This is a genomic window from Aquirhabdus sp. (assembly GCF_046462495.1).
Classification (GTDB): domain Bacteria; phylum Pseudomonadota; class Gammaproteobacteria; order Pseudomonadales; family Moraxellaceae; genus Aquirhabdus.
Window position 1 is genome coordinate 1 of the sequence record NZ_JBKGVE010000007.1, and the last position, 26,973, is coordinate 26,973.

17 protein-coding genes are annotated in these 26,973 nt (G+C 49.6%); 2 read left to right on the forward strand and 15 right to left on the reverse strand.

The features are described 5' to 3' along the window. Positions 1 to 338: 338 nt before the first annotated feature. The 13 genes from ACLHG7_RS08150 to ACLHG7_RS08210 are packed head-to-tail and all read right to left on the reverse strand — an operon-like array spanning position 339 to position 22,351. Complete coding sequence (locus ACLHG7_RS08150) at positions 339 to 920, reverse strand: hypothetical protein (RefSeq protein ID WP_410210559.1); 582 nt, start codon at positions 918 to 920, stop codon at positions 339 to 341. 22 nt (positions 921 to 942) lie between these two features. Continuing rightward, on the reverse strand, positions 943 to 2,193 hold the full coding sequence (locus ACLHG7_RS08155; protein ID WP_410210560.1) for a hypothetical protein: 1,251 nt from the start codon (positions 2,191 to 2,193) through the stop codon (positions 943 to 945). Next, a complete protein-coding gene (locus ACLHG7_RS08160; protein ID WP_410210561.1) occupies positions 2,174 to 3,346 on the reverse strand; it encodes an ABC transporter permease in 1,173 nt (390 codons plus the stop codon). The genes ACLHG7_RS08155 and ACLHG7_RS08160 overlap by 20 nt, the downstream gene beginning before the upstream one ends. Before the next feature lie 9 nt (positions 3,347 to 3,355). Continuing rightward, positions 3,356 to 4,522, reverse strand: coding sequence for an ABC transporter permease (locus ACLHG7_RS08165; RefSeq protein ID WP_410210562.1), 1,167 nt, complete (start codon positions 4,520 to 4,522; stop codon positions 3,356 to 3,358). A 1-nt stretch (position 4,523) separates the two neighbouring features. Further along, complete coding sequence (locus ACLHG7_RS08170) at positions 4,524 to 5,213, reverse strand: ABC transporter ATP-binding protein (protein WP_114897858.1); 690 nt, start codon at positions 5,211 to 5,213, stop codon at positions 4,524 to 4,526. After that, complete coding sequence (locus ACLHG7_RS08175) at positions 5,213 to 6,433, reverse strand: efflux RND transporter periplasmic adaptor subunit (protein ID WP_410210563.1); 1,221 nt, start codon at positions 6,431 to 6,433, stop codon at positions 5,213 to 5,215. Before ACLHG7_RS08175 ends, ACLHG7_RS08170 begins: the two co-directional genes overlap by 1 nt. Continuing rightward, entirely contained in the window at positions 6,430 to 7,650 is a 1,221-nt protein-coding gene (locus ACLHG7_RS08180) for a hypothetical protein (protein WP_410210564.1), read from the reverse strand. Before ACLHG7_RS08180 ends, ACLHG7_RS08175 begins: the two co-directional genes overlap by 4 nt. Continuing rightward, on the reverse strand, positions 7,647 to 8,510 hold the full coding sequence (locus ACLHG7_RS08185) for a class I SAM-dependent methyltransferase (RefSeq protein ID WP_410210565.1): 864 nt from the start codon (positions 8,508 to 8,510) through the stop codon (positions 7,647 to 7,649). The genes ACLHG7_RS08180 and ACLHG7_RS08185 overlap by 4 nt, the downstream gene beginning before the upstream one ends. Continuing rightward, entirely contained in the window at positions 8,510 to 9,304 is a 795-nt protein-coding gene (locus tag ACLHG7_RS08190) for an alpha/beta fold hydrolase (RefSeq protein ID WP_410210566.1), read from the reverse strand. The genes ACLHG7_RS08185 and ACLHG7_RS08190 overlap by 1 nt, the downstream gene beginning before the upstream one ends. Before the next feature lie 3 nt (positions 9,305 to 9,307). After that, positions 9,308 to 10,483 (reverse strand): glycosyltransferase, encoded by a 1,176-nt coding sequence (locus tag ACLHG7_RS08195; RefSeq protein WP_410210567.1) that lies wholly within the window; start codon positions 10,481 to 10,483, stop codon positions 9,308 to 9,310. A gap of 5 nt (positions 10,484 to 10,488) precedes the next feature. After that, a complete protein-coding gene (locus ACLHG7_RS08200; RefSeq protein WP_410210568.1) occupies positions 10,489 to 10,773 on the reverse strand; it encodes a phosphopantetheine-binding protein in 285 nt (94 codons plus the stop codon). 37 nt (positions 10,774 to 10,810) lie between these two features. Next, on the reverse strand, positions 10,811 to 15,238 hold the full coding sequence (locus ACLHG7_RS08205; RefSeq protein ID WP_410210569.1) for a beta-ketoacyl synthase N-terminal-like domain-containing protein: 4,428 nt from the start codon (positions 15,236 to 15,238) through the stop codon (positions 10,811 to 10,813). Between the two features lie 3 nt (positions 15,239 to 15,241). Continuing rightward, entirely contained in the window at positions 15,242 to 22,351 is a 7,110-nt protein-coding gene (locus ACLHG7_RS08210; protein ID WP_410210570.1) for an SDR family NAD(P)-dependent oxidoreductase, read from the reverse strand. 334 nt (positions 22,352 to 22,685) lie between these two features. On the opposite strand from ACLHG7_RS08210, the gene ACLHG7_RS08215 reads away from it, so the two are divergent. Further along, positions 22,686 to 24,059 carry a TolC family outer membrane protein gene (locus ACLHG7_RS08215; RefSeq protein ID WP_410210571.1) on the forward strand — a complete coding sequence of 458 codons (1,374 nt, stop codon included), beginning with the start codon at positions 22,686 to 22,688 and terminating at the stop codon, positions 24,057 to 24,059. 22 nt (positions 24,060 to 24,081) lie between these two features. On the opposite strand, the gene galU is transcribed toward ACLHG7_RS08215, so the two are convergent. After that, the gene (gene galU / locus ACLHG7_RS08220; protein WP_410210572.1) at positions 24,082 to 24,921 is read right to left on the reverse strand and encodes a UTP--glucose-1-phosphate uridylyltransferase GalU; all 840 of its coding nucleotides are present in this window, start codon (positions 24,919 to 24,921) and stop codon (positions 24,082 to 24,084) included. A 239-nt stretch (positions 24,922 to 25,160) separates the two neighbouring features. Next, the gene (locus ACLHG7_RS08225; protein WP_410210573.1) at positions 25,161 to 26,075 is read right to left on the reverse strand and encodes a LysR family transcriptional regulator; all 915 of its coding nucleotides are present in this window, start codon (positions 26,073 to 26,075) and stop codon (positions 25,161 to 25,163) included. Between the two features lie 130 nt (positions 26,076 to 26,205). On the opposite strand from ACLHG7_RS08225, the gene ACLHG7_RS08230 reads away from it, so the two are divergent. Beyond that, the gene (locus ACLHG7_RS08230) at positions 26,206 to 26,943 is read left to right on the forward strand and encodes an SDR family oxidoreductase (protein WP_410210574.1); all 738 of its coding nucleotides are present in this window, start codon (positions 26,206 to 26,208) and stop codon (positions 26,941 to 26,943) included. The last annotated feature ends 30 nt before the right edge of the window (positions 26,944 to 26,973 follow it).

Here is a 26,973-nt window from a genome sequence, read left to right on the forward strand (position 1 = left end):
GACCATCGTCTGGTTCGCTGCGGTAGGAGGCGTATTCTACAGAAGTTTTTCTCATTGTCAACGCTAATCTTTATCTATTTTTAATTCGCACATCGCACGATCTAAAAAACAACAAATCCAAACGCCAAAACTACTCAAACACTCCCTAAAACACTTAAGCTACTGTTTTACTTACTTATTTCTAAGCCAGTCACCGTCGCTGTGGGGTGCATTCTATACATTCCACATCAACTGTCAAACCCTTTCTTCTCTTATTTAATCAAGTGGTCAGTTTGTAGGCGGAAACGTGAAATTTGTATCGTTTTAAGGCGGTTTTAAGCTTTTTAGAATAGCGTGTTTTATTGCTCATCATAAACTGCAAATCTTCGGGCCAGTAGGCTACATGCCACAATGGTAAAAGACTGTACGGTGCTATAGCTAAATAAAGGAATCGAAACCACCAAATTGCCATATTTGTTTAAATTAAAGAACGAACTCATGGCTGGGCTATGACTGATGAAAAAGATGTACGGGACAACAAGTAAAAATATAGTCGCGAGAAGAACAGGTTTTTTGGCGAACTTATTTCTTTTAATAGCAAGATTCGCTTGATAAATTCTTTCTTTATTCAGACCCATTAGCACACATATAAAATAAATCAGAACCAGTGGAATATAAGCATCGACCAAGAATCGACAGGCACCGATTCCTCCACTATTGATAGATGAGGGTAAATAACCCGTATATCCATCTAATTCAGTCTTATACACCAATGCAATAACAGACAATACTAATCCGCCGATAAAGAAAAAATATCGGAATGGCTCAAAAAGCTTCACCGCATCGTAAATGAAGATTTCATTGATGGTGCTTTTCCAGACCTTGGCTCTATCGCGAATACTAATGACCCTATCTCCTATTTTCGCTGGCTCAAATAACAACCTGACTTGATACCATCTATTGTTATGCGTTGTCCGTCATCCGCTGCTGTAAAAAAGTGGTCAACGCTTCAACACGACCATGATTCGACAAAATACGCGGCAGGCCCAAAATGATTTCTACCTCACCATCAATCGTACATAAAACAACGAAGGGTGTACCTGGCTGCGGAAGCGCAACCATGTCGTCCACGATGAACCCTGGCGCACTCATGCCTTCAACATCCAACCGCCCCAAATTAGAGATCAAAAATGTCTCTAAAGGCTTCCGTGTCAAATAATTCTTCTCAGTACGCCCCAACAATTGATCAAACCAACATAGAGGCAACCAACGGGTCAAATTTAAAATCGGTGCAAAAGCTGCATCACGCTTGGCATCCAGTAAAGCCTGTAGCCGTTCTTTAAAAACGCCGATCCCATCGCCCTTTTCCAATCGCACCAACACCATGCTGCTAAAGTTGGTTGTCGAGATTAAACCCGGTGCATGACGACGTAGATCCACGGGGATCGCAACCATCACCGGCAATTCGCTACGCTGGTGCGCAAACTCGGCTAGTGTCACGGACAAATGAGCCAACAATTGCTTGCGTACAGGACCCAGCTTAATACGCCACCAATCATCGCCTTGCGTATCGCCTTCAGGCTCTCCTGTAAGCCAACATGTGGGTCGATGCATGGACTCACTTTTGGGAGCTTGTACCGCAAGCATCAAATCGACATCACTAAAGGAGGCATTACTGCCGAGCAATGGCTCTCCGCGCAAGGCACGAAACAACTCATAGAGCACATGAAAGCTGCCCATGCCATCTACAATAGCATGAAGCGTACGTAAAATGACCAGCACACGACCATTGCCTTGATTAGCGATAATGAATTCAACAGTCGGACCCTCACGCAGAGATAAAGGCGTCTCGGTAATGAACTCAGCGCCAGCACTTGAGCTCAAATCCCAATCACAATGATTAATCATACGTAATCGGGGCGGTAAACCATCACTGGTCCAACGTGAGAACCCCAGACTGCCATTCCAGCGCAGTCGGAGTCCAGGATTTACCGCAGTGATCTGGTCAATAGCGCGTTGCCAATCTTCTGCTTGCAGTGAACCATCTGTAACGCCTGCTAACACAAAGATGACCTTGCGGGGGCCTTCAAGTGTCTTCGGGCTTACGCCCACACTGGCGTGATAGTACTCCGGCGTTGAAACACGCCGATTGATTTCTGTCACGGGCGTTAAGGGGGGCAAGCGTGATAACGCATCAACCTGTTCTAAGGGCATCGACGATCTCCAGACGTGAAGCCCGTATCGCAGGCAAAACGCCACCTAATACACCCATGAATAAAGAGAACAACATGACTTGCAATACAATAGCAGGCGTCAAAATCAGTTTGAAGACCACCTCAGAAAAAGTCTGAATATTGGTCGTCGAAATTTCAACAAGCTGCATGAATGACGCACCGATTAATCCAAAAACACCAGCGATAAAGCCCAGTAACATCGCTTCTTGTAAAAATGCCGAGACGATATTACTTCTTTGAAATCCTAAAGCTCTTAGAGTACCAATTTCTCGCGTGCGATTCGCCACACTGGAATACATGGTAATCATCGCCCCGATCACGGCCCCCACCGAAAAAATAATCGTGATGGTATTGCCCAGAATATCGATAAAATTGGTCATCTTCTCAGACTGATCGGCATAGAATAAAGACTCACGGCGGATATCGACATTGAGGCGGGGCTGTTGTTTCACCGCTTCGGCAAAGACATCGTAACTGGCACGATCCCGCAGATTCACAACCACCGAAGAGTAGCTCTGACGACGGAAAGCTTGCATCATTTGCTCGCCGTCTCCCCACACCTCAGAGTCAAAGCCACTCGCTCCAGCGTCAAAGACCCCGACGATCCGCCACTCACGTAAACCAAAACTCATCGTATCGCCTAAACGTAATCCTAACTTTCCACGGGTTAAGCCCTTACCAATAATGACCTCCGAAGAGCCCGGTCTAAATTGTCTTCCAGATTGAATATGAATTTGGGGGCGCATATGCAGGCCATTTTCACTCGTACCCCGTACCACAATATTCGCCAGCCCCCCACCATCTTTACGTGGCATGTTCACCAGTACCAGTACTTCAGGTGACAAAATGGGATTGCCCACACCATCACTTGATAAGCCCGGTAATGAAGAGAGAATATTAGCCTGCTCACGACTGATCGTACTCTGTACTTCAGTTTGAGAGCCCTGTCGAATAATCATGACATTGTCATAGGAACCTGTCCCAGAGAGGGTTTGACGCAAACCTGCCGACGTCATGAGTACTGCCGCAAATACAAAGACCACCAGCGCCATACCACTCGCGGTCAGAATAGTAGTGAGTTTACGTACCACGAGATTACGGGCCACATATGAAAAAGATAATCCACGTTTCATATGTCCCCCTTAAGTCACAGCACGTAGGCCATCCACAATTCTCACTCGAGAACTGTTAATGGCTGGAGCCAGTGAAGCCATGATACCGATGAGTAAAGAGGCGATCACTTGCAACATAATCGTCATCGGCATCACTTCAAACACTAAAAACAAATCACGCGTGGCTGAGAAAAAAGCCTTCGATAAAGGAAAAGTCAAAGCAATCCCAAGACCACCACCAAGCAGAGCCATCGTGACCGACTCACCAATAATTAGACTGTAGACAAAGGCGTGACTAAAGCCCAAGGCTTTTAGCGTCGCATATTCACGGGTACGTTCACGCGCGGCCATCGCCATGGTGTTTGCCATCACCGCCATGATGATCAGGACGACCACATAAGCAACGGTTTGAATCGCAAGCAATATGGTATCGACCATCGAAATGAATCCCAGTTGAAAAGCTTTTTGCGTTTCGGTACGAGTTTCTGATAAAGAATTACGAAATAAGCTATCAATGCTTGCTGATGTAATCGCGGCATTGGCAGAATTGCTGCTATCAATCACAAAGATACCGACACGATCAGCAAGTGAAGGGACCAATGCTTTGATGTTTTCATTGACATAAGCCCAATGCATGAGGAATTGGCTGGTATCCACCTTGTCATCACGCCCGTGATAAATCCCGCGAATGGTGAAACTCCATGTCCCGGGATAGATCGTGCCTCTAAGCGGCACTTGATCCCCCACTTTCCAGCCATATTTATTGGCCGTTTTGCTACCGACGACCACGCCTCGGCGATCATGCTGAAATGCCGCAAGTTCAGTCGGGTCAATCACATATTCAGGATAGACCTTAAAATAGCTTTCAGGATCAACGGCAAATTGGGGAAAGAAATGTTTTTCATCAATATAAATACCGCCAAACCAGTTCGCCCACGTTACGGCATTGATACCTTGAAGACGGCGAATCCGCTCGCCGTAACTGAGTGGCAGAGGAAAAGCCAGTGAGGCCGCGTTGCGGGTGATCAAACGACCCGAAGCACCTAACTCAGCGCCTGCATACCAAGAATCCACCACGGTACGCAGTAAACCAAAAGAAATGATTGCAACTGCAATCCCTGCAATGGTCAGTACCGAGCGCAGACGACTCCGCCACATATTCCTACTGGCGAGACGAAAAATATAGGCGGCCTTCATCTCAGTGATCTTCTGTTGCGGAGATTAAAACACCTTTTTCAAGATGAATGAGGCGTTTGGCCCGTGCCGCCGATTTGGGATCATGCGTCACCATGACAATGGTTTTTCCTAGCTCAGAATTTAAGCGATCCAAAAGACTCAGGACATCATCTGCCGACTGGCGATCAAGATCTCCAGTCGGTTCATCTGCAACGATGAGCGTAGGGTCTGTGATCAATGCTCGCGCAATCGCCACCCGCTGCTGCTGCCCGCCTGAAAGCTCATTGGGATAATGATCCATCCGATCACTCAATCCCACCATGGACAATGCCGTCTCTACATGCTCACGGCGCTGAGACTTATTTAGTCCCGTCAACAAGAGTGGTAATTCAACATTTTCAAACGCATTCAAGACCGGCATCAAGTTATAAAACTGAAAAATGAAACCCACATTTCCTGCACGCCAAGTCGCAAGCTCACTTTCCGGCAAGGCAGCAATATCTACATTGCCAATCAGTAATGAACCGCTAGTTGGTTTATCAATACCCGCGATCAAATTCAGCAGCGTGCTTTTGCCTGATCCTGATGGCCCCATCAGCGAGACATAATCTCCCTCTGCAATTTCAAGATTAATATTCAATAGCACAGGAACCAGCTGATTAGCCCGTTGATACGTCTTGACCAGATTACTAATGCTAATCAGCGTAGGCATCAATGTGTCTCCGGCAGTTTTAATAACGTGCCATCAACGATTTTCTTGGCTGGCTCTAAAACAAGGACCTCTCCCACCTTAAGATTGCCTTGAATAGCACGCACACCGCTCAACTGTGCGCCCACCGTCACAGGGATCTCCTGTGCTGTGTTTTTTGCCGACAGGGTATAGACCACATCATGATCATGACGTTTGACAATCGCCTGCGGACTCACTGCAAGCACGGGCTTGTTTTGATCTGCAGGTACTTGCTTGGACAAGAAACTCACGCGAGCACTCATGTCCGGCAGTATTTTGGAGTCGATGTCAATAATCCGCACCTTGGTGGTCACCGTGGCACTGGCACGATTGACCGCAGGGACCACTGCGCTCACCTCACCACGGAAACGGCGATCTGGAAATGCATCTAAAGCAATTTCACAGGGTTGCCCGACACTGATACTCCCCAGTGAGGATTCAGACACATCGGCATTCACTTCTAAAGTACTCATATCCGCCATCACCGCAACAGCACCCTTTGCATCAGCCGCCGATGAGAGTGGCGTAACGATGTCCCCAACATTGGCAGAGCGGGCGATAACGACACCATCAAAAGGTGCGCGGATTTCGGTATAGTCCAGCGCGCTCTGCGCATTGTCCTGATTCGCTCTTGCCGCAGCCAAGGTGGCTTGGGCACCTGCAACCGATTGTTTTGCGCGTGTCACGCGTGAAAGTGCCTCATGCATCGTAATCTGCGCGACCAAGCCTTTGTTATAAAGAAAAGAGACACGGTGTAAATTGTCATTGGCATCGCTGAGTACCGTTTGCGCGGAGAGCACCCCCGCAGCTGCGCCATCACTGTTTGCGACCGCCGCTTTATAGGCTGAAGCAACATCATGGTTTTCTAGCCGAGCAATCACCGTTCCCTGTTTGACATGCTGACCTTCACTGACACCTAACCATTCCACTCGTCCTGTCCCTTTAGAGGCCACAGCCGCCTTACGTCGTGCTACCACATAGCCCGTAGAATCAAGTAGGACATACTGCTGAGATGGCCAAGCACTGACCACCTGCGTGGTCTGTACCAGCACTGCCGAAGGAAAGAAATGAAAATAAGCCAAAGCTGCAACGACGAGTAGCACAAGGATATGCCACACTTTGATACGGCGTTTCTTCGTCACGATTGGGGATGAAGTCTGCTGACGGTCCACCCTCAACTTATTGATATCAATGTCACTCAAGGTGTAATTCCTGTATTCGAAAAATGCTGTTGAAAGGCGGTGATGAGCTCATCAAGCTGACCATGATCGTTATACGTCGCTGGCGCCGCAAAAGTGACTGTCGTAAAGTTGGGGTAATTGGTAAAAACCACATTGATTTTACCGACCGCACCGGGAATGCCGTAAAGCATATGCGCATCAAACCCTGCGAAAGAGTAATCTTGGGCAACGAAATTCCCCATCGACACAATACCACCGCTGGGTAATGCGGGTGTCACCGTATGCAAAATGGTATCCACCTTTGGCATCAGTTGTCGCAGCATCAGCCAAACAGGCATCCAGAGCAGTTTATGAATGCCGGGGAATTGTCGGCAATCTGCTTTTGCACGAATTTTGCCAATGAGTTGCTGCATCAATTGGCGTGATGTTGCATCAGTTGGTACGGTCAGACGCACATAGCCGGTCAAATTACCGATACTCATTTCGTTCGTACGTAGGCCGCGATAATCAATTGGAATGGTAAAACCCACATCACCTTCTTCCCGCTTACGTGCCCATTCCGCCAAAAATATCGCAGTGCGGGTCAGCATCTGCGAGACATTATTGTCAATAACAGTGCGGCGCCAGATATAGGCGAGTGGCTTTTGTGCATGATCAACATCGGGCGGCACAACGGGAATACAATTGGAGGGAGTCTGAGGAGGCTCGGGCTCAATCTGGTCTTCGTACTGCGCTTGTATATCCAGATCAGTCAGAGACGAGTCTGAGCCTTGCAGGGTCTCACCACGCATCGCTCGGCAGACTTCAGTAACCCAATGCAAACAACCGCGACCATCAAAAGCGGCATGTAAGCCTCGAAAAACAATCCGCGTATAGCCATCACGGCATGGCACAATTAATACATCGGCAACCGCACCGCCACGCATCACATCGAAACGCTCTTTCAGAAAATCGGCATGTTGCTCGCTGCTACCATCCCAATCCGACAGAGGCATTTCACGCACCTGCGGTGAAATACCGCTATCCACCCATTTGGTATAGGCTAAGAAACCACGGAGACGTACGCGAATCGCAGGATTGGCGGCCGCAGCCTGATCAACTGCACTTTGTAAAAGAGCAGGGTTCACCTGCCCACGACCTTCAAGAATCGCATCGACATGGTAACGATAGACCCGATCCAGCACTAAAGAGTAACGCTCCAATGCAGATAGACGACGGATATAGCGAGGTTGACTCATATTGGCTCCTCAGTCGCTAGAGGCGCCGTCGAACTTGCACTGCAACAATAGATAATCGTCCGGCTCGGCACATTCGCCTGTGGCAAGTTCCAGAGACTTGCAATCTCTCCTGTGCTAAACGATTCAACCTGACCAAAACCACTAGCACGCAAATCTTGAGCAACATCGTCGCGATCACGTTGATCGTAAGCAAAATCACCCTTGCCAAATAGTTTCACTCGAAAAAAATGCAGAATAGCGCCTAACCAGCTCCGAGTTGGCTCCTCACTTAAGGGGATATAATCAAAGAGATAGACCCCTTCTGTCGCATTGACCAACCGCGCAATCGACTGCCATATCGGTAACTGTTGCTCGCGTGAAAAATACATCATCAACCCTTCGGTAATTACCGCCGTACGTCGATCAGCAAAATTTGCGGCAAAGTCGAGCGTCAGAATGTTATCGGAACGGAGTTTGAAGTTGGCACGGGCTAAGACTTCGCGGCCTTCAGCACTTTTTTGGAGTTGCCCTTCTTTGAAGGTGATCATATCTGGCAAATCGATTTCGATATATTCCTGTGCGGGGTCCGCACTCACGCTAGCGCCACGCGGTGAAAAACCACAAGCGACCTCCACCGTGCGCGTACAGCCAGACTGCGCACGCAAATAGTCTATTGCCGTGTGGCGATGCAAAAGCTGATGGCGCAGAGAAAACGTTCTGGGATTTAAAAAGGTATAAAACACCATATAGCGATTTACAAAACTGAAAACGCGTTCAGAGTCCGCTGGGGTCACCACATCAGCACCCGGTAAACCTGCCCATTGCCATGTGCCTGCCGTATAAAGCGCCGATACCGCGACATTGTCCTTATTTGTGTCCATTATTCGGATTCCGTGATGCGTTGTGTTTTTTTATTTAAATACTGTTCAAGGATTTGGCGTAGCGCATCGGGTGCCTCCACAGGCACATAATGACCGCAGTCCAACAAGCGCAATTCTGCATTGGGCAGAGTCTCATGCAAATGATGCCCTGCCGCAAGACACGGTGATGCACGGCCATAAATAAGAAGAACGGGCTGGGTATAGTCCCGAAGGTCCTCATCAGGTTCAGCATCCATCGCCAAGACATCGGCAACAATGCTCGTTCCAAACAAGAGCGACTCTAAACGCTTATGGATCCGTTCCCGTCGTCGGCCACGCACGTCGTTGGCCAAATAGGGTTGTTCATTGATCCACTGTGCCAACACAGAACTTGATTCTGCAGCCACCAAACTAGGTGCAACCCATTGCTTGGCTGGCATAGGTGCGTCGACTAGCACCAGTCGACGAACGAGGTGCGGGAAACGCAGTGCAAAGCGCAGTGCGATCAGAGCTCCCATACTATGGCCAACAAGATCAACAGGTTGACGCCCTGCCAAACAATAATTCAATACAGCAAGCAAATCCTGAACCTGACTATCTAGATCAAAACCTTGCTGTGGAAGACTACTGTTGCCATGTCCACGTAAATCATAAAGCACCACACGACTTGTAGTCGCAAGCGGGATAGCGATTGAGGTATACCACGTCGCCATATTGCCTGAAACTAAGCCGTGTAGCAGAATGACGGGCTCACCACCCTCTGGCCCTAAGCTCAACGTAGACAGCTCAACATCATGATGAATGACTGTCTGCATCCCTTAGCCACCTACTCGTAATTGCTGAGGCTGCAGTAAACTTTCCACAATCTCTGCAGCACCGTCTACACCGGGCGCGGCTCTTAAAGCTGCGCCTAAACGTGCTGACTCGACACCAAGCTGCAAATTGGCAAACAGCTCAAGGATGGTTTTACGTGCCGTATTGGCAGTCACTTTGCCATGCCGCATAAAGATCCCTGCACCCGCATCAATCACTTGCCGAGCAATAACGGGTTGATCATCACGGATTGGAGCCACAATAAGTGGCAGATCATGAGACAACGTTTCACACACTGTGTTATGTCCAGCATGTGAAATCACCGCATCCACCTTTTGTAGCAGCTCCCATTGCGGTACAAAATCAGAAATCAATACATTAGGCGGCGCTAGATCTTTCAGAACGGCAGGCGCCACCATGACGGCTTGTATATGATCCAGACCCGTCAAGGCCTCCATGATCACTTCGAAGAAACGCGTGTCTCGATCTCGACTCACCGTCCCTAAGCTCACATATAGTTTCTTTGTATCCTCTTTAAACCAATCCCAGGGGAAATCAACATGCCGACGTCCGCCACCCAGTGTTGGACCAACAAAGGCGTAAGGTGCATCAACCCGAGCGTGCTCCTGACCGAGCAGCGCTTCGATCGAAAACACAATGACGTGGTAAGGTGAGAAATCCGGGCGCTCCGTGGTCAGGTGAGGCGGCAGATAGCGCTTTTGTAATCCCAGATATTGCTCAGCAACCCACGCATCAAGCATAGGTGATAGCTTGAGGATGGATGCAGTTGTGGTGACGAGAGACACCCACGGCAACTGAAATTTGCGTGCGACCAACGCCCCTGCAGGCATTTGATGATCGACCACCATCACATCGGGTTTGAAGCTGCGGACCGCTTCTTCAATCAGAGGCAAACTTTGCTCGGCTAGCGGAATCGAATAATCCTCAAAGAATAAACGTACGCTTTCTATGCCACGGACCGCAGGAACTTCAATGCCATTGACCGCATCACCCGCATCCAGCGAAAAGACCCGTGCACCATCAGGCAGTCGAGAACCCACTCGCTCAGCATGTACAGCCCAAGCAATCTCATGTCCATGCCGCTCAAGGACCGCCGCAAGGGCAAGGGCTGGATTAAGATGCCCAACCAGTGGTGGCGCCGTAAATAGAATTCGTGCCATACGTTTTATCCTTTCGCTAATGCTGCGCTCACGTAATCAGTCAGTTCACCCACACTTAATCCAATCAATTCATGAATACTTTTTCCCGCTAGCCAATCGGCAATATTCAAATGCGTACCGTAATGTTGCTGGATGGCATTGGCAATTTTGACAAATTCAATGCTTTCAATTTCAAGATCATCATTAAAACGCGTCGTGGCATCAATCTCATAGTCCATGATCCAGTCTTCGTTAATGGATGTACGAATCCTCTCAATCACAACTGCTAAAACTGTTTGGTTATCACTCATAGTCACCTCTTAGACTTCCCTATTATTAATAATGTTATTAAAGAAATTCGTGTGTGGTTGATTCAGATTCTTCTTGAGAAAAGGACAACTGACTATCTAAACTCCACCCCAAGATATGATCATGCAGATGATGCGTGACGACCCAGCGATCATTAATGAGCAGGCAGTCTCCATCACGTGCCGTGACGATATAGTCACGTAAATGGCCGCCGAGCCCAGTCCCTGCGGCCTTGGCGACAACTTCTTTGGCCACCCAGCCTCGGGTATAGGAGACTTCCGGCAACTCGGCGGTCTGCATTAAGAGTGCTTGCTCTTGGTTACTAAAAACCATGGCAATAAAATCTGCATCCCGTGGTTCTACGCGTTCAATATCTATGCCAACCGGTTCAATACCCACAATCGCTGCTGCGAGATGGTCCTTATGCGAAATCGAAATATGTAAATGATCATCCCCATGATCATGCACACTCTTCGTGACATTTGCATGGACATGCGGCGCACCCTGCTCATCATTCACAATCACAATTTCTTGCGGATAGACTGAGCTTGCGCCTCGTTCACGAACCCAAGCCAGTACTGCATCCTTGGCTGCAACTCGGCCACTGAGCCACTGCCGACGCTTGCGTGGTGACAAGTTCTCATAGATGTGGCGTTCTTTTTCTGTCAGATAACGCCGACTCATGTAATCGCGCAATATTGCCGTATCATAACGATCATCAAAGAGCATGACGTTGGGCGGCACGCGCTTTGAGACGGTATGTTTAGACAATAATCGTGATGCTTCCCAGAATGCTTTGTCCATCTGATAACGGCGAGTGCGCCAGCCGTCGATGCTGATGCACACCTGATCCTGTGCGTTACGCAGCACAAGATCACTGACGCAATTGAGGGTATCGACTTCGCGAACACGCACCTCTGCCGTGGTCAGATCACCGGGTATGGGATCAGTGGCGTGAAAACGAATGCAATCCACACCGATCGGCATCGCCAAGCAATTATCCGGCTGTTCCATCACCCAATAACCCGCTAGCTGCCCCATGTTATCCAGTAAGGACCCACTGCCACTGGGCACACGCAGCACACCATCAATGCCATTGATCCCAATCTGTTTAAGCTGCTCCACCCCTTGATAGGCTGGACCATGGAACATCCAGCCTTGGCTATAGAGCTCTTGTGCACTCACCGCCGTATTCCGAGTCTGTTGTAATGGTGCCATCTTTTGAGTTTTCACGGCTGACCATTCAGCCGCCACGACAACTTGCGCTTTAAAATAACCGACGATTTCCACAGCGATCGTGTCTTCTGCAACGGACTGCAAGGTAATTTCAACCGTTACGGGCTGTGTGACCACCAACCAGTTATAGGCTTGAATGCTGCGCACTTCAATCACCTTCCAAGCTGGACGCAGATTTGCAATCGCCTGCTCGACAGCCTCCCGCACTAGCATCACCTCCATGGTCAATGGCACGACTGGATGGCAATCGGCCATGATTGGCCAGTTGGGTCGCTGCGGATAAAGCGCGTGATCCTTCACCCAAGGAATGGTGGTTTCTAAATCCAAAAGACGCGTAACCCGAGTATCGAGATGTAAAGCCGTTGATGTCGTCAACAACTCAGCTGGTAACGATGCTGGTGCGATATGACCCGCCCGATGTTGCTGCCAAAGCGCCAGTACGTCACGCCCAGCCTGCTCGATATCAGCCAAGGTATCGCGCATCAAACGACCGACAGGATCATTGGGCAATACGATGGAATCAGATAAGCGAGGTACTGCAACCGATCGCCCAGCATCCAAACGAGATTGACGAGGGAGAGGATCATGAACACGCAGCAATGGAACGCCCAGCGTTAAACGTCGGGATGTTGCACTCAGTGGCGAATCCATTGCCACTTGCGGCGGCTGTGTTTGTGTCGATTGCAGTAATCTTAAATCCAGCTCGGCCCCTTCGACCCAAAGCGCAGCACTCAGCATCTGTAACTGTGCAAGACCACTACGCGCTTCGTGATTAGCATGCAGTGCATGGTGTGGCCGACCCGTCAACGTGTCATCAATAAAACCGGGAAGTGAGCCGGTACCCACTTGAACAAAAACGCGAAAGCCATCGTCATAGAGCGCTTCTGTTAGCTCGCGAAAACGCACCGGTTCAAGTAAATGATCCAACGCCAACTGGCGCTTCGCATCCATGTCCTTGGGAAAAGGCTTGGTACTGGTCGCAGACCATACTGGAAGCGCGGGTTCACGCAGCTCTGCAGCCCCAAAGAAATCCCGATACCAATCCATATGATCGGCAAATAATGGAGAATGAAACCCTGAAACAATGGGTAAGATTTGGACAAAGATGCCCTGACTGCGTAAACGTTCAGCGGTCACCACAATTGCACTGCGCTGCCCACAGGCAATGACCTGATGTGGGCAGTTATCATGAGAGATCGCTATCTCGGATAGATCGACCAACGCGGCGCTTAAATTCGCTTGACCACAGGCAGCTGCAAGGAACTGGACATCGGGAAAACGCATGGCGTCAAAATCAAGACCTGCATTGGTCCGATCTGATAAAGCCTGATCCATCATACCTGAGGTCAGCATGGCACTCCATTCACCCACGCTATGCCCAGCGAATCCCTGTGGTTTAATGCCCAGTCCCGTCAAGATTTCAAATAAAAAGCGATTAAATCCGAGGAGGCCAAGGACGACTTTCAGCAGGTCTTGACTCGGGTCAAGCGTCTGACACCATGCAGGTAATGGCCGATTAAAGAAACCTGCAAGATCAGTTGCCTGAGGTGAGAATGTACTATCCACTCCCGGAAAGATAAAAGCCAACTTGCCTCCCGCCGTGAGTAATCCGCGCGGGGTAAACCAAATCTGTTGTCGTCCGGAATGTGGCTTGCCTGTCGCCACGACTTTTCGTGCAGTCACTAAACGCTTGGCATCAGGAGCAATCACCACTAAGCGACAATCGCCCAAACCTTGAGGCACCACTTGACCGGCTATCACGGCATCCAAATGAGTGAGCAATATTTCTGAATTTTCTGCGGCCAACATCAACACGTCGGGTAAGGCCGCCACCGAGTTACTTGTAGGATCACCGGGCAAGCCGCGCAGCACCAGGTGGGCATTGATACCGCCAAACCCAAACGCATTCAGTGCAGCAATCCGCTGTTCACGCGGTTGCAACCACGGTTCGCTTTTTGCCGTAACACGAAATCGCGTCGTCGCGAGTCGAGGATGAGGTTCCGCACAGTGCAAAGTCGGTGGTAGTACACCATGATGAATCGATAGCGCCGTCTTGATTAAACCCGCCATCCCTGAGGCAGGCATAGTATGACCGATCATGGACTTTACAGAGCCAATTACGGGACGCTCGCCACTCCCGGCATGTGGACCAAAAAATTCCGCCATGGTCTCAAGCTCGATCTCATCCCCTGTTGGGGTCCCGGTTCCATGTGCTTCAACCAAGCCGATATCATCACGTGTAAAGGGCAAGTTCTGCCAAGCACGCTCTAGTGCAATGCCCTGACCTTTAGCCGAAGGTGCGACCAAACTACTACTGCGACCATCACTGGATGAGCCTGTCCCTTCGATCACCGCATAGATCCGATCCCCATCCGTCACTGCATCCTCTAAACGTTTCAGTACGGCCATGCCCACGCCTTCGCCAGCCAGAATGCCATCGGCCTCTGCCGATAGTGGACTGATAACGCCACGCCGAGACAATGCCCCCAACTGACAAAATGTCGCCCAGAAGGTCAAATCATGTGTCAGATGAGCGCCGCCGACCAACATCATGTCGACATCACCCTGTGACAGCATGGCACAAGCCTGCTCAACGGCCAATAAGGAACTGGCACACGCGGCATCAACCGTATACGCAGGACCATGCAAATCCAGACGATTGGCAAGACGCGAGGCAATCAGATTTGGAATCAGGCCTGAGGCCATATCGGGGCCATAATAGGATAGCTCCGCTTGCAAGCGCGTACGCGCCTCCGCCAACGCCTCTTCGCTCATATCAGGAAATAAGTCACGCAGGGTCTGAATAATCTGCGGCAACATCCGCACATGCTGCTCTAACCGTAGCACCCCAGCACTCACATAGTTACCACGCCCGACGATAACACCCGTCCTAGCACGGGCAAAATCACGATCACTGTAGCCTGCATCCTGCAACGCCTGATAGCCAACTTTGAGGGTAAGCAGTTGATCCGGTTCAACGACCTCAGCAATATTAGGCATAATGCCAAATTGCAACGGATCAAAATCTGCATAGTCATCCACAAAACCACCACGGCGACAGTAGAAACGATCTACCGCCTTCGAGTTCGGATCGAAATAGCTAGCATCCCAACGTGCGTTTGGCACATCGCTGATCGCATCCACGCCATTGCAGATGTTTTCCCAGAACTGGCGCATATTAGATGCACCAGGAAACAAGCAAGCCATCCCCACAATTGCGATTCTAGCCATACACTAGATCTCAACCAATTTGGCTTTACGCGTCTCACCTGCAAAGCTTTCTGGTCGGCCGGACATCAGTACAATCTGCGTTTCAATGGACTGGCTACCCAGCTCTGCAAGAAGTGCAGCTACACCCTGCTGCTGTGGAATCAAGCCTATGCCCTTCCGGGCATATTCGTTTTTGAGCGACTCTGAGACCATGCCTGTATCTGCCCAGGGTCCCCAATTCACCGACAATACCCGACCATCAATTTGCGACTGCCAATGATGCGCCAATTTGTCGAGCACATCATTCGCAGTTGCATAGTCCACTTGTCCACGGTTGCCAAAAGCACTGGCAACGCTTGAGAAAAACACCACAAATCCGACATCTTTACGAATGTGCTGGCTTAAAATCACTGCGCCTTTTACCTTAGTGTCAAAGACACGGGAAAAACTTTCATCGCTCTTGTCACGAACCAGTTTATCCTCAACCACGCCGGCCCCATGAATCACACCGTCAATACGGCCACGCTGATGGTAAATACTGGTAATAAAATCACTAAAAATCTGATCATCACGGACATCCAGTGCCGTGTAATTCACTGTACTGCCCGCAGCACGAACGGCGGCAAGCGTAGCCCGAAAATCTCGATCGGCCAAAAGACGCCGCGCCAGTCTTTCGACCTCGGCAGGCTTACGGGCCTTGTCTTCGGTCAATAAAGCCTGACGCAGTAAACGCTGATCGCTAATCCCGCGCGTTGCCTCAGACTCCATATCTTGAGGTGGCGCAGAACGCCCCACCAATTCGACATGACATTGATAACGCCGAGCCAGCTCAACCGCCACCAGTGCTGTAATACCACGCGCCCCGCCCGTCAGCAGTACAACACTCTCTTGATTCAGTGGCAAATTCGCAATACTTGCAGGATCTAGTTCAGAATGCAGAATATTCAACTGACGACGATGTCCCTGACGCCAAGCCACTTCAGGTAATGCATCGGCTGAATGAAGTTCAGACTCGATATAACCCGCCAAGACATCAGGCGCTTCATGGCTATCAACATCAACCCAATGGGCACGGAGCTCGGTGAACTCCCGAGACAAGGACTTGATCATCCCTGCCATGCCACCACCACGTACATAGTCTGGGCTGGTCGCACTAAAATCACCACCCAGACCCGTCAACACCAACAGATGACGCATCTTATGTAAGAGTGCAGTACGGGTTGCGGTAAAGAAACGTTTGATATCATCGATCTGGCTCTGTGGATTTATACTCCACAGGTGAATCAACCCATCTATCTCAGTCAGTTCTGGGATCAACTCCACGCCACTCGTGAAATCGACCAATTGAACACTCGCTCCCAACCGCTCAAGGCGCGGCACCAGTAGCTCCGCGATCCCCAACCCATCATTGGTCATTAAAAGACGTAAACCTGACAAGTTTAAAGTCGCAGACTTCTGATGTTCGATGGTTTGGCTACGCAAGATATAACGTTCAAAGGGAATCGCATCTGCAACATGTTCTTCAACTAAAGCACTTGTCGTCGGTTGACTGGTAGCCTGATGATATTCTTGCAACCAGCCCAACATTGCTTTGAGTGTTTTGCAGGCTGCCAGATGATCCAGCATCGCGTCCCGATCAGAGCCACCTGTTGCATTCAGTTGATTAAGCAACTGACCCACGACCTCCAGACGCTTGATCGAATCAATCGACAAGTCCGCCTCAAGATCAAGATCAAGATCCAGTGCTTCAACTGGATAACCAGTACAGTCGCTAACGATCGCCAACAAGATATCAGCAACAGGTTGCTGGGTTTTCACAGCAGGTGTTGCAATTGTCTCTATCGGTTCAGCAGCGGACACTTGTGCATCCGGCAAATACTGTTTCAACCAGTCGAGTACTGCGCGTAATGTTTTTTGTGTTGCGAGCTGCTCAAGCAGTACATCCGCACCTGTGCCTAACGCACTGCGTAGCGACAACTTCTGAGACAACTCACCAATGATTTCCAGACGCTTGATTGAGTCGATTGACAAGTCCGCCTCAAGATCCAAATCCAGATCCAACATTTCGCTTGGATATCCGGTACGATCGCTGACTAAAGCCAGCAAAATACTGCGATGATCATGGCTGGACGGTGAGGCCAAAGAAGGTGTAACAACCTCTATCGGAGCTGTAACCGCAGACAACACAGGCGCTGCTGATGTAGAACTGAGTGCTGGGGCTCTAACCGTTGTCGGCGCGCCCAAGAAACCCAACAATACATCGCGCTGCGCATGGACCATGTCACGCATATTATTGAGATAACTGACGATCGCTTGCTCACCTGCATTGGGTGTGGTGCTGACTTGTGCAACAGCGTGCTGCACCACAGAACCTGCTGCAACTTGAATCACAGGATTCAATGTCACAACACCCGCATGTGCAGGCGCTTTACCTTTGAGTGGCCATGCACGTCCACCATTCACCATCCACGTCGAAGCAGACAAAACCTGTGGCTGATCCAAGTCAATGACCGTCGCTCGTCCCTTGTAAAGTGCACTGGCATCAAAATCAGGCAATAACGTTGCCAGTTGCGCAAGCGACTCAAGCAGCCCTTTTAGTCCTTTATGGTCATGATCAATGGCAATCGTCGTATGGGGTTTATCTTTTAAAATACGCCCCACCAGACGCGTCAATACCGTTCGCGGACCAATTTCAAGAAAAACCCGCGCGCCATCGGCATACATGCGCTCAATTTCAGCCACAAAACGAACTGGATGGCTAATATGCGCACTTAATGTGGTGCGGATATTGGCAGCGGCAGAGTCATAGGGTGCAGCGGTCAAATTGGAATAAACTGGCCATTGCAGCGCGCCAATCTCATAGTCAGCCAGTACCTCAGCATAACGTTGGCTAGCACCAATCATCTGCGGTGAATGAAAAGCGCAAGCCGTCTCAATCTGCCTACAGGCTACACCGTGTGCCTTCAGATGCGCCATTGCAGACAAAACATCTAGACTTGGGCCAGAAATAACTGTCTGAGTCGGACTATTTTGATTAGCCAAAACCACGGTGGAAAAATCTGCCAAAAGATGTTCAAGCGCCGTGGCATCCAGACTGACGGCCGCCATCTTACCTGGATCGCTACACTCGACGGATATCATGGCATTTGCACGTGCCTGCGATAGTTTGATCAGCGTTTTTACATCAAATGCACCGGCAGTCGCTAGTGCGGCCAGCTCCCCATAGCTATGACCGGCAGCCATATCAGGTTTCAAACCCAAATCCGACAACCAGCGGAAAGCAGCAAACTCAACTAGGCCGAGTGCTGGCTGTGCTTGACGGGTATCCGTCAGATGACGCTGCTGCTCGGCATGTGTCGCATCATCATAGGCCGTATTTGGATAGAGGATCGGTACATGCTCAGCACCCACTGCCAAAATATCCTGCAACTCGGGAAAGTAGACAAACAGTTCACGCAGCATGCCTGGATATTGGCTACCTTGTCCTGAAAACAAGTAGGCCAATTTTCCATGGCCAGCATTCACATCGCGATAGCTAATCCCTTGATCACGGCTTTGCGTTAATGCACCGCTGATTTTGCTTTGCAGTTGCTCTAAGTTTTCCGCAACAAAAGCCAACTGTACAGGACCCGAACCGACCTCCCAAAGTGTCGAGGCGAGGTCACGCAAGCAAAGCGCGGAACTTGAGGCCGTGATCAACGTGCTGAGACGACCCAGCGTGTTTGTCGCATCCGCCAGACTATGGCCGCGCACCGCAAATAACTCAGCAGGAAATGTCAGCGCCCCATAAACACTCTGATGTGCAGGCCATGCAGACAGTACCGCATGAAAATTCGCACCGCCAAAACCAAATGCGCTCACTGCAGCACGTGCAGGTGTGTGTTCAGGTGTCAGCCAAGGACGTGCCTGAGTATTTAAATTAAATGGACTACTGCTCGGTTGATACCAGTCATTCGGATTCGTAATAGACTGAGTTCCCGGCAGTACACGGTGATGCAGAGCTTTGGCAATCTTAATCAGCCCTGCCACACCCGCAGCACATTTGGTATGACCAATCTGGCTTTTCACCGAGCCAAGACCCGCCTGACCTGCAAGCGCCCCGCCCGCAGCGTACACCTCTGTCAAGGTCTGAAGCTCGGTGCGATCCCCAACGACAGTACCCGTACCATGCGCTTCAACCAAGCCAATGTCAGCAGGCAAGACACCGGCTTGCCAGTAGGCGCGTTCAAGAGATCGTTTCTGACCTTCTTTGCGTGGTGCCGTCAGACCTAAGCCCTTGCCATCACTGGATCCCGCAATTCCATCAATCACGGCATAGATCCGGTCGCCATCACGTTTGGCATCGGCCAAGCGCTTCAGGACCACCACACCCACACCCTCGCCTAAAGCAATACCATCCGCTTCATTATCAAAAGAACGACAACGCCCTCTAGCAGATAGCGCCCCTACGGAAGAAAACATCAAATAATCATTGATGCCATTATGAAAATCAGCACCACCGGCAAGCACCATCTCACTGGTATGTGCACGCAGCTCCTTAACCGCAAGTTCAATTGCAGTCAGAGAACTGGCACATGCCGATGTCACCGCATAATTCACGCCCCCTAACCCTAAGCGGTTGGCAATGCGCCCTGAAATAACATTGACCAACATGCCAGGGAAAGAGTCTTCGGTTAGCTTAGGCAACGTATTCGCCAGCTCTAGCGGGATATCCCCCCCATATTGCTGCCATAAATTGCGGAACGTGTATTGGCTGCTGAGATCCATCCCGGCCTCAGCTCCAAAAATCACGGAGGTTTTTTCACGGTCGAACCAGCGCTGCTCATACCCTGCATCCCGTAGCGCTTGGCCAGCAATTTCCAATGACAGCAGTTGCACAGGCTCAATCGCCGCTAAAGACGCTGGCGGAATCCCAAATTTAAGGGGATCAAAAGGCGTGTCGGGGATGAAGCCGCCCCACTTGCTCACACTCTTGTCGGCAGGTGCATTGGCACCGCGATAATACTGAGAAACAGACCAGCGTTCCTCAGGAACTTCGGTAACCAGATCACGCTCAGAAAGAATATTTTCCCAGTAACTTTCCAAATCTGGAGAGCCTGGATACAGACAAGCCATCCCGACTATCGCAATCGGTTCGGCCTGATGCGCAGGGATCAGTTCAGGTGGAGTCAACGCATTTAAGTATGCGACTGCACCTGTCGTCACTTCTTGATGCAGCTCAGCAATCGTGGTCACGGCACTTTTCATAGCAATGACTTGGCCGATCATATACATGCCTTCATCGGACTGGATTTGGCTGGATACTGCAACAAGCCGACCATTAATCCGATCAACGCCTTTGGTCGCAATACGCAAACGACCGACAGTCAAATCTTCAAGCTGTTTCCAAGCCTGCTTCTGATCCACCCCTTGTTGTTGTAACCGAGACTTTTCGTTGGCAAACAAGGTCATGAAACCCGAAGGGATACAACGAATCGCATGTCCCGGTGCGGTTTCAACCAATGCCGTCGTCGAACCTGCAAGCGCCCGACTTTGAAAATCGGCCAATACCGCACCAGCACTCACCGCCTCAGTCGTTGCGATATACGCAGTACCCATCAATATGCCAATTTTTGCACCGCGCGCGGCCAGTGGGGCCGCAATGGCTGCCACCATGGCACTTGATCGGGCATCATGGATTCCGCCAGCAAACAAAATATGCAAGCGTTCTGGATGCTCATATTCAGTCAAGTAATGCAGCACTTGTTCCCACAGCACAAAGCTATACCGCGGCCCAACATGACCACCACACTCACGACCTTCAAAGACAAAGTGTGTCGCCCCTTCCTTCAAAAAGAGGTCGAGTAATCCTGGTGAAGGGACATGGAGATAAGTCGCAATGCCCATCTCAATAAACGGACGTGCCTGTGAGGGTCGACCACCAGCCAACAGTAAAACATTGGGCTTAAATTCACGAATCAATGCGAGTTGAGGATCCAGAATTGTACGATCCGCAAAACCCAGTACCCCCACACCCCACGGCTGATCACCAACTTGCTGGCGTGTCGCTTCCAACAATTCCCGAGACGATGCTTCGTTCATGAGGGATAGTGCGGTAAAGGGTAAACCACCGGCATCCGCGACAGCAGCTGAAAAAGCAGCAGTATCACTGACTCGGGTCATTGGACCTTGTGCAATGGGGTAACGCGTGCCGTGTGACTTCGCCCAAGCATTGCCCTCTGCAAACACACTTAAACTTTGTGCCTGATGCAACTGACCGACTATCCGTGTTCGCAAGGTATTAATCAGAACGTCAATGGAAGAACACTTCGCGGATACCGCTCGAGCAAGTGCCGCATCTTGACCAATTGCCAGCAGTTGATCCTCACCTGTTTCCAGCAATCGTGCACGAACCTCATCAGCGCTCAAATGATCAAGCATTGAAGGTTGCGGGTGCTTTTTGGTCAATACTTGATAGCCGGATAAGCAGCGGACCTCACTACCATCCAGCTCAAGGATGCGCTGTTTGAACTCTGGCGTCAGAGAGCTTTCTGCAAAAGGCGCAAGCACGGCATCAAGTACCACACCGGTCGCGCCTCCAGCAAAGGCCGCAGCCGCAGTGTGTAATCCGATACCACCTTGACACCAAACCGGAATTTCACGGGTTCCGACCCATTCCAGCAAACGTTGTAACAAGACAAAACTACTTTCAGCACCACTTAAACCACCACTTTCCTGACCTTTTGCAATCAGGCCAAGTGCACCGCACTGTACGGCATCTTGAGCCGCTTCAACGGAACAGACTTGCGCCAATCGGGGCACAGCCTGCCATGAGGCAGGCAAACTCACCTGCTCAGCAACAATTAAGAACTGCACCGACTTGGGCAACTCCAAACCATCAACAACCACACCATCTGGAATGCGTAAACCCAGGCCAGCTAAATGCTCCTGTGCAAGCTTATGCAATACGCTTGGCCATAGGGCAGCATCGCGACCAATATCAATTGCGGTTGCGACATGGTGCTTACACAGAATACGTGCCAAAGGGAGATCGGGGATTTCAAAAGGCGTAATCGCCAACAGACGCGCAGCCGAAGGCACAAATTCAGGAAGTGTGAGCCGTTCTTTAGACAAATCTTTAGACATCCGCTGCATACGATCCTACCCTTAAAAACTCAATTCGACCTAACGTGAGAAATTGGTCACAAATCCATTTATCATGGCTAAAATTCAAAAGATATAATTTCTTAAAAAGATGTACTTCTTATTAAATACTATACTATCGACAACACTATACTAAAAAAATACTCGACTGAACTTAGTGTAAAAATGTCGAACCATGACAAAACTTTATGTGTGTTTATGTAAAAAATCATTAAAGGGTGAAGCAGGTCGCACAATCCGAAACATTCTCTTTGCATACTGGATTAATCTGACCGCATACTTGGCTTAAAACGTTTGTAACTAATCTTTACGGGTATCCTCAATCATGCTTTTGAACCTGCGTTTACTCCCCTTGACGGCTGCAATGGTGCTTGGCACATCAGCACATGCTATGGATCTTTTAGAAACGTTGCACCTTGCCAACCAAAACGATCCCAACTTTGCTGCAGTCCAAGCGTCTCGTGGCTTGGCGGAACAAACACCGGCAATTGCACGTTCATCCTTGTTGCCGCAAGTGGTTGTCAATGGCGGTATTAGTCGCAACAGCTGGAATCAGGACCCTGTTACAATCTCATCTGCTTTTCCGACAGTTGGTGGAAAAACATCTTATAACTCTACCGTTTGGGGAGCGCGGGTTACACAGCCGCTGTTCAACTGGTCGGCTTACCATCAGTTTAAGGCCGCTAAATCACAGCGTTCGCGCGATGAAGCCAAGGCTGATGAACAAAGTCAGAATCTCATGCTCCGTGTCGCCGAATCTTACTTCAATGTGCTGCGTGCCGAAGAAACACTTATCCTTGCACAAACCCGTGAAGCGTCCCTCAATAAAAACCTGGAAGAAACCCGGGCACGACTGCATGTCGGACTCATTCCAAAGGTTGATGTGCTGGAGAGTGAAGCACAAAGAGACAGTGCCACCAGCGAACGCTTAACCGCAGAGAATCAACTCAACAGTGCCAGAGAAACGTTAAACGCCTCAACCGGGGTGAGAGTCGACTCGCTTGCACAACTGGGAGATAACCTCCCGATCGTCGCCCCCATACCTAATGACGTGGATGCATGGGGAAAACTGGCCATCACCAAGAATCCGCAACTTATCGCGCTCAATTATGATACTGAGGCCAATGAGGCCAATCGAACTTCATTACGTTCCGGGTATCTTCCCGCAGTCAACCTCTATGCCAGTTATAATGACCAGAACAACTCAGGGAATAGTAGTGTTGCGACGGCATTGAGTTCGGGTAAATCATCAGCCGTAGGCATTGAAGCCCGCTGGGAGCTATATGCTGGTGGCCGAACGCTGGCCAGTGAACGACAAGCAGCCTATCAAACCGATTTATCACGTCTCAATATGCAATCGACACAGCGCACCATTGAAAATCAAACGCGTTCACTGTTTATGACCGTCAACACCGATGCTTCCCGAGTACAAGCCAGTCGCCGCAATGTGGCTTCTGCCGAGATGGCTTACAATGTGGTCGAATCTGGATATAGTGTAGGTAATCAAAGCATGGTGGATCTGCTGGCGTCCGAAGCGCGACTCTATGCAGCACGCCGAGATCTCGCTGATAGCCGCTATGACTATGTTATCCATAGCTTGCGCCTGCACGCCTCCGCAGGAATCCTGGATGAAAAAGTCATTACTCAGGTCAACAATTGGCTAGTTGGACAATCTAAATCCAGAGCTAATAAACGCTAAAAAATTTCAATCAAAAACAGTATCATGAGGTTTTATTAAGGTAACGCAGTCCAAAGTGTACATTGGCTTCTAAGAAACCCACACGGCTACCGCAATCAAAGCGCTTACCTGACAGGGGCACACCGATCATTTTTTCGGTCTCCAGCAAAACAGCGATCGCATCTGTTAATTGGATTTCCCCTCCCTTACCTCGCGCAATATGTGGCAATGACGCCATAATTTTGCCATCCAAGATATAGCGCCCCACCACAGACCAATTACTGGGTGCGGCTTCTTGTGTCGGCTTCTCGACAATACCCTTGATCACTATCGGAGTTGTTTCATCATTTTCTGGCTTAATTACGCCATATTTTTCAACCTCTGGCCAAGCCACCTGCTCCAGTGCCAACACACTACAGTGCTCTCTTTGGTGTACAGCCATCAACTGCTCAAGTGCCCCGACCGGATAACCATCGATCAAATCATCAGGTAAAAGCACTGCAAAATACTCATTCGGACTAATCAGGGAATTCGCGCAGTTCACCGCATGCCCAAGTCCTAACGCCTCAGACTGACGAACATAGACACATTGCACATGTGAGGGAATGATATTACGCACGATCTCAAGCGCCTCTTCTTTTTGTTTTGCCGCAAGCTCATTTTCAAGTTCAGGATTCCGATCAAAATAATCAGCGATGGCATTCTTGGTTCGACCCGTCACAAAAATCAGCGTTTCGCAGCCGGCCTCAATTGCTTCACGGACTGCGTAGTCAATGATCGGGCGATCAACCACCGTGAGCATTTCTTTTGGAATGGCCTTGGTTGCAGGTAAGAATCGTGTCCCTAACCCCGCAACAGGGAAAATCGCCTTCTGAACTGACATATCAGGGTATCCTTAAATGTTTGATGATTAAAAGATCGATAAAAATGACAGACTAAAGTAGAAAAGTGAGCGCATGATGAATCAAATCGATAGAAAGCAAAAAAATCGTGCAGATCAATCTTTGTCCTATCGCCACCATCCCACAGCATGACTCATATTCGTATATGGACTATACGACAAATGACAAAGTAATCACTACACGACGCATGCATATTCAATCAAACTTCAACTGAAAATTACTATCTCTTAGTCATATGTGCAAAGTAATCCTGATAAACACCAGTCACCCACTCCACAAAAACTTTGATGCGCGGCGACAATTGATGATGCTGCGGATACAGCACATACACGGGCAGTTCAGGACTCGCCCACGCCATCAATACCTCAACCAGTTCACCAGTCTGTAGATATGAACAGACCCCCAAGTGGGGCACTTGAATCAACCCAAATCCACGTAAAGCACCTTGGATATAAGCCTCGGAAGTATCGACAGCCAACCAGCCACCGACTTTATAGTCCTGCTTCTGACCATTGATCAGTAAAGTGAAGGGGTACTGAATATTATGTTGGCGAGTAAAAAATGTGATGGCTTGATGATGCACCAAGTCCTCAGGCTGAGACGGGGTACCAAACTGGCTTAAATAGTCAGGACTTGCGCAAATGACCTCTCTTAAAGAAGCCAATTTTCTACCAACAAGGGAAGAGTCTTTAGGAACCCCGACTCTGACGACACAATCAATACCCTCTCCCACTAGATCCACGAGGCGATCACCACCGCTGATCGCAATATTCAAGCGCGGATAACGTGCATGAAATTCGGCAAGCTTAGGCAAAATAATGCGGTTCGCGTGATTCCCGTGTAGCCCTAATCGGATCAGACCACTGGGATTTAACGCCCCCTCATCAAAACACGATTCAGCATCTTCAACATCCGCAAGGATTTGTCGACATCGCTCATAATAACTCTGACCATCCAAAGTCGCCTTCACATGCCGTGTGGTGCGTTCAAGCAGCCGCACACCTAACCGATCTTCCAACGCTTTAATCGTATGTGTCGCCGTTGCTCGGGGAATATTGAGCACTCCAGCCGCCTTGGTAAAACTGCCGAGATCCACGATGTGAACAAATAAATTTAACGCATCCAAACGATCCATGATGATTGTTGACTCATATTGAATTGTGTAATCAATACTAGTGTATTTATCCCAATATCACCAACGATCAAAATACCACTCAAGCAGGCTCCATAGCCTAATACCCCTCTCTATTTCAAAGGTACAGCATATGAATAACGTGATCAAAACCGCAATTGTCACTGGCGCATCTCGAGGTATAGGACGTGAAATCGCCTTACGTTTAGCTCAGGATGGCTTTGCAGTCGCCATCAACTATGCGGGTAATCAAGCCAGTGCAGATAACGTCGTATCCGACATTCAACAAAACGGCGGTAAGGCCATCGCCATCCAAGGTAATGTAGCGGATCAACAGGACATGGTTCATCTTTTTAGTGAAACAAAGCGGATTTTTGGTCGAATCGATGTGGTCGTCAACAGCGCCGGGGTGATGGCAAACACGCCGATCATTGACGGTAACCTCGCACAATTTGACAAGATGATCAGCACGAATCTACGAGGGGCTTTTATCGTTATGAGTGCTGCTGCACAGCATATTGAAACAGGTGGTCGCATTATCGCGCTCACCACCAGTGTCATCGGAGCCTCTCTGCCCACCTATGGCCCCTACATCGCATCTAAAGTGGGTGTCGAAGGCCTAGTCCGCGTCTTGGCCAATGAACTTCGCGGGCGCAATATCAGCGTTAATAGTATCGCACCCGGTCCTGTGGCAACCGAACTTTTCTTCACGGGCAAGAGTGACGAGTTGATTCAAAAACTCAGTCATGCCGCACCACTGGAGCGTTTAGGCACACCACAAGACATCGCTCATGTCGTTTCATTTCTTGCGGGACCCGAGGGGGCATGGATCAACGCACAAATTATTCGCGCTAATGGAGGATTTGTATAATCAGCAGAGTTCTACAGGACGATATGCAAC

Bases quoted from the DNA above. Each gene is read 5' to 3' on its own strand.
- ACLHG7_RS08215 (WP_410210571.1), top strand. From the start codon at position 22,686: ATGCTTTTGAACCTGCGTTTACTCCCCTTGACGGCTGCAATGGTGCTT.
- ACLHG7_RS08195 (WP_410210567.1), bottom strand. From the start codon at position 10,483: ATGGCACGAATTCTATTTACGGCGCCACCACTGGTTGGGCATCTTAAT.
- ACLHG7_RS08155 (WP_410210560.1), bottom strand. From the start codon at position 2,193: ATGCCCTTAGAACAGGTTGATGCGTTATCACGCTTGCCCCCCTTAACG.
- ACLHG7_RS08185 (WP_410210565.1), bottom strand. From the start codon at position 8,510: ATGGACACAAATAAGGACAATGTCGCGGTATCGGCGCTTTATACGGCA.
- ACLHG7_RS08190 (WP_410210566.1), bottom strand. From the start codon at position 9,304: ATGCAGACAGTCATTCATCATGATGTTGAGCTGTCTACGTTGAGCTTA.
- galU (WP_410210572.1), bottom strand. From the start codon at position 24,921: ATGTCAGTTCAGAAGGCGATTTTCCCTGTTGCGGGGTTAGGGACACGA.
- ACLHG7_RS08200 (WP_410210568.1), bottom strand. From the start codon at position 10,773: ATGAGTGATAACCAAACAGTTTTAGCAGTTGTGATTGAGAGGATTCGT.
- ACLHG7_RS08205 (WP_410210569.1), bottom strand. From the start codon at position 15,238: ATGGCTAGAATCGCAATTGTGGGGATGGCTTGCTTGTTTCCTGGTGCA.
- ACLHG7_RS08230 (WP_410210574.1), top strand. From the start codon at position 26,206: ATGAATAACGTGATCAAAACCGCAATTGTCACTGGCGCATCTCGAGGT.
- ACLHG7_RS08210 (WP_410210570.1), bottom strand. From the start codon at position 22,351: ATGCAGCGGATGTCTAAAGATTTGTCTAAAGAACGGCTCACACTTCCT.
- ACLHG7_RS08225 (WP_410210573.1), bottom strand. From the start codon at position 26,075: ATGGATCGTTTGGATGCGTTAAATTTATTTGTTCACATCGTGGATCTC.
- ACLHG7_RS08170 (WP_114897858.1), bottom strand. From the start codon at position 5,213: ATGCCTACGCTGATTAGCATTAGTAATCTGGTCAAGACGTATCAACGG.
- ACLHG7_RS08180 (WP_410210564.1), bottom strand. From the start codon at position 7,650: ATGAGTCAACCTCGCTATATCCGTCGTCTATCTGCATTGGAGCGTTAC.
- ACLHG7_RS08165 (WP_410210562.1), bottom strand. From the start codon at position 4,522: ATGAAGGCCGCCTATATTTTTCGTCTCGCCAGTAGGAATATGTGGCGG.
- ACLHG7_RS08160 (WP_410210561.1), bottom strand. From the start codon at position 3,346: ATGAAACGTGGATTATCTTTTTCATATGTGGCCCGTAATCTCGTGGTA.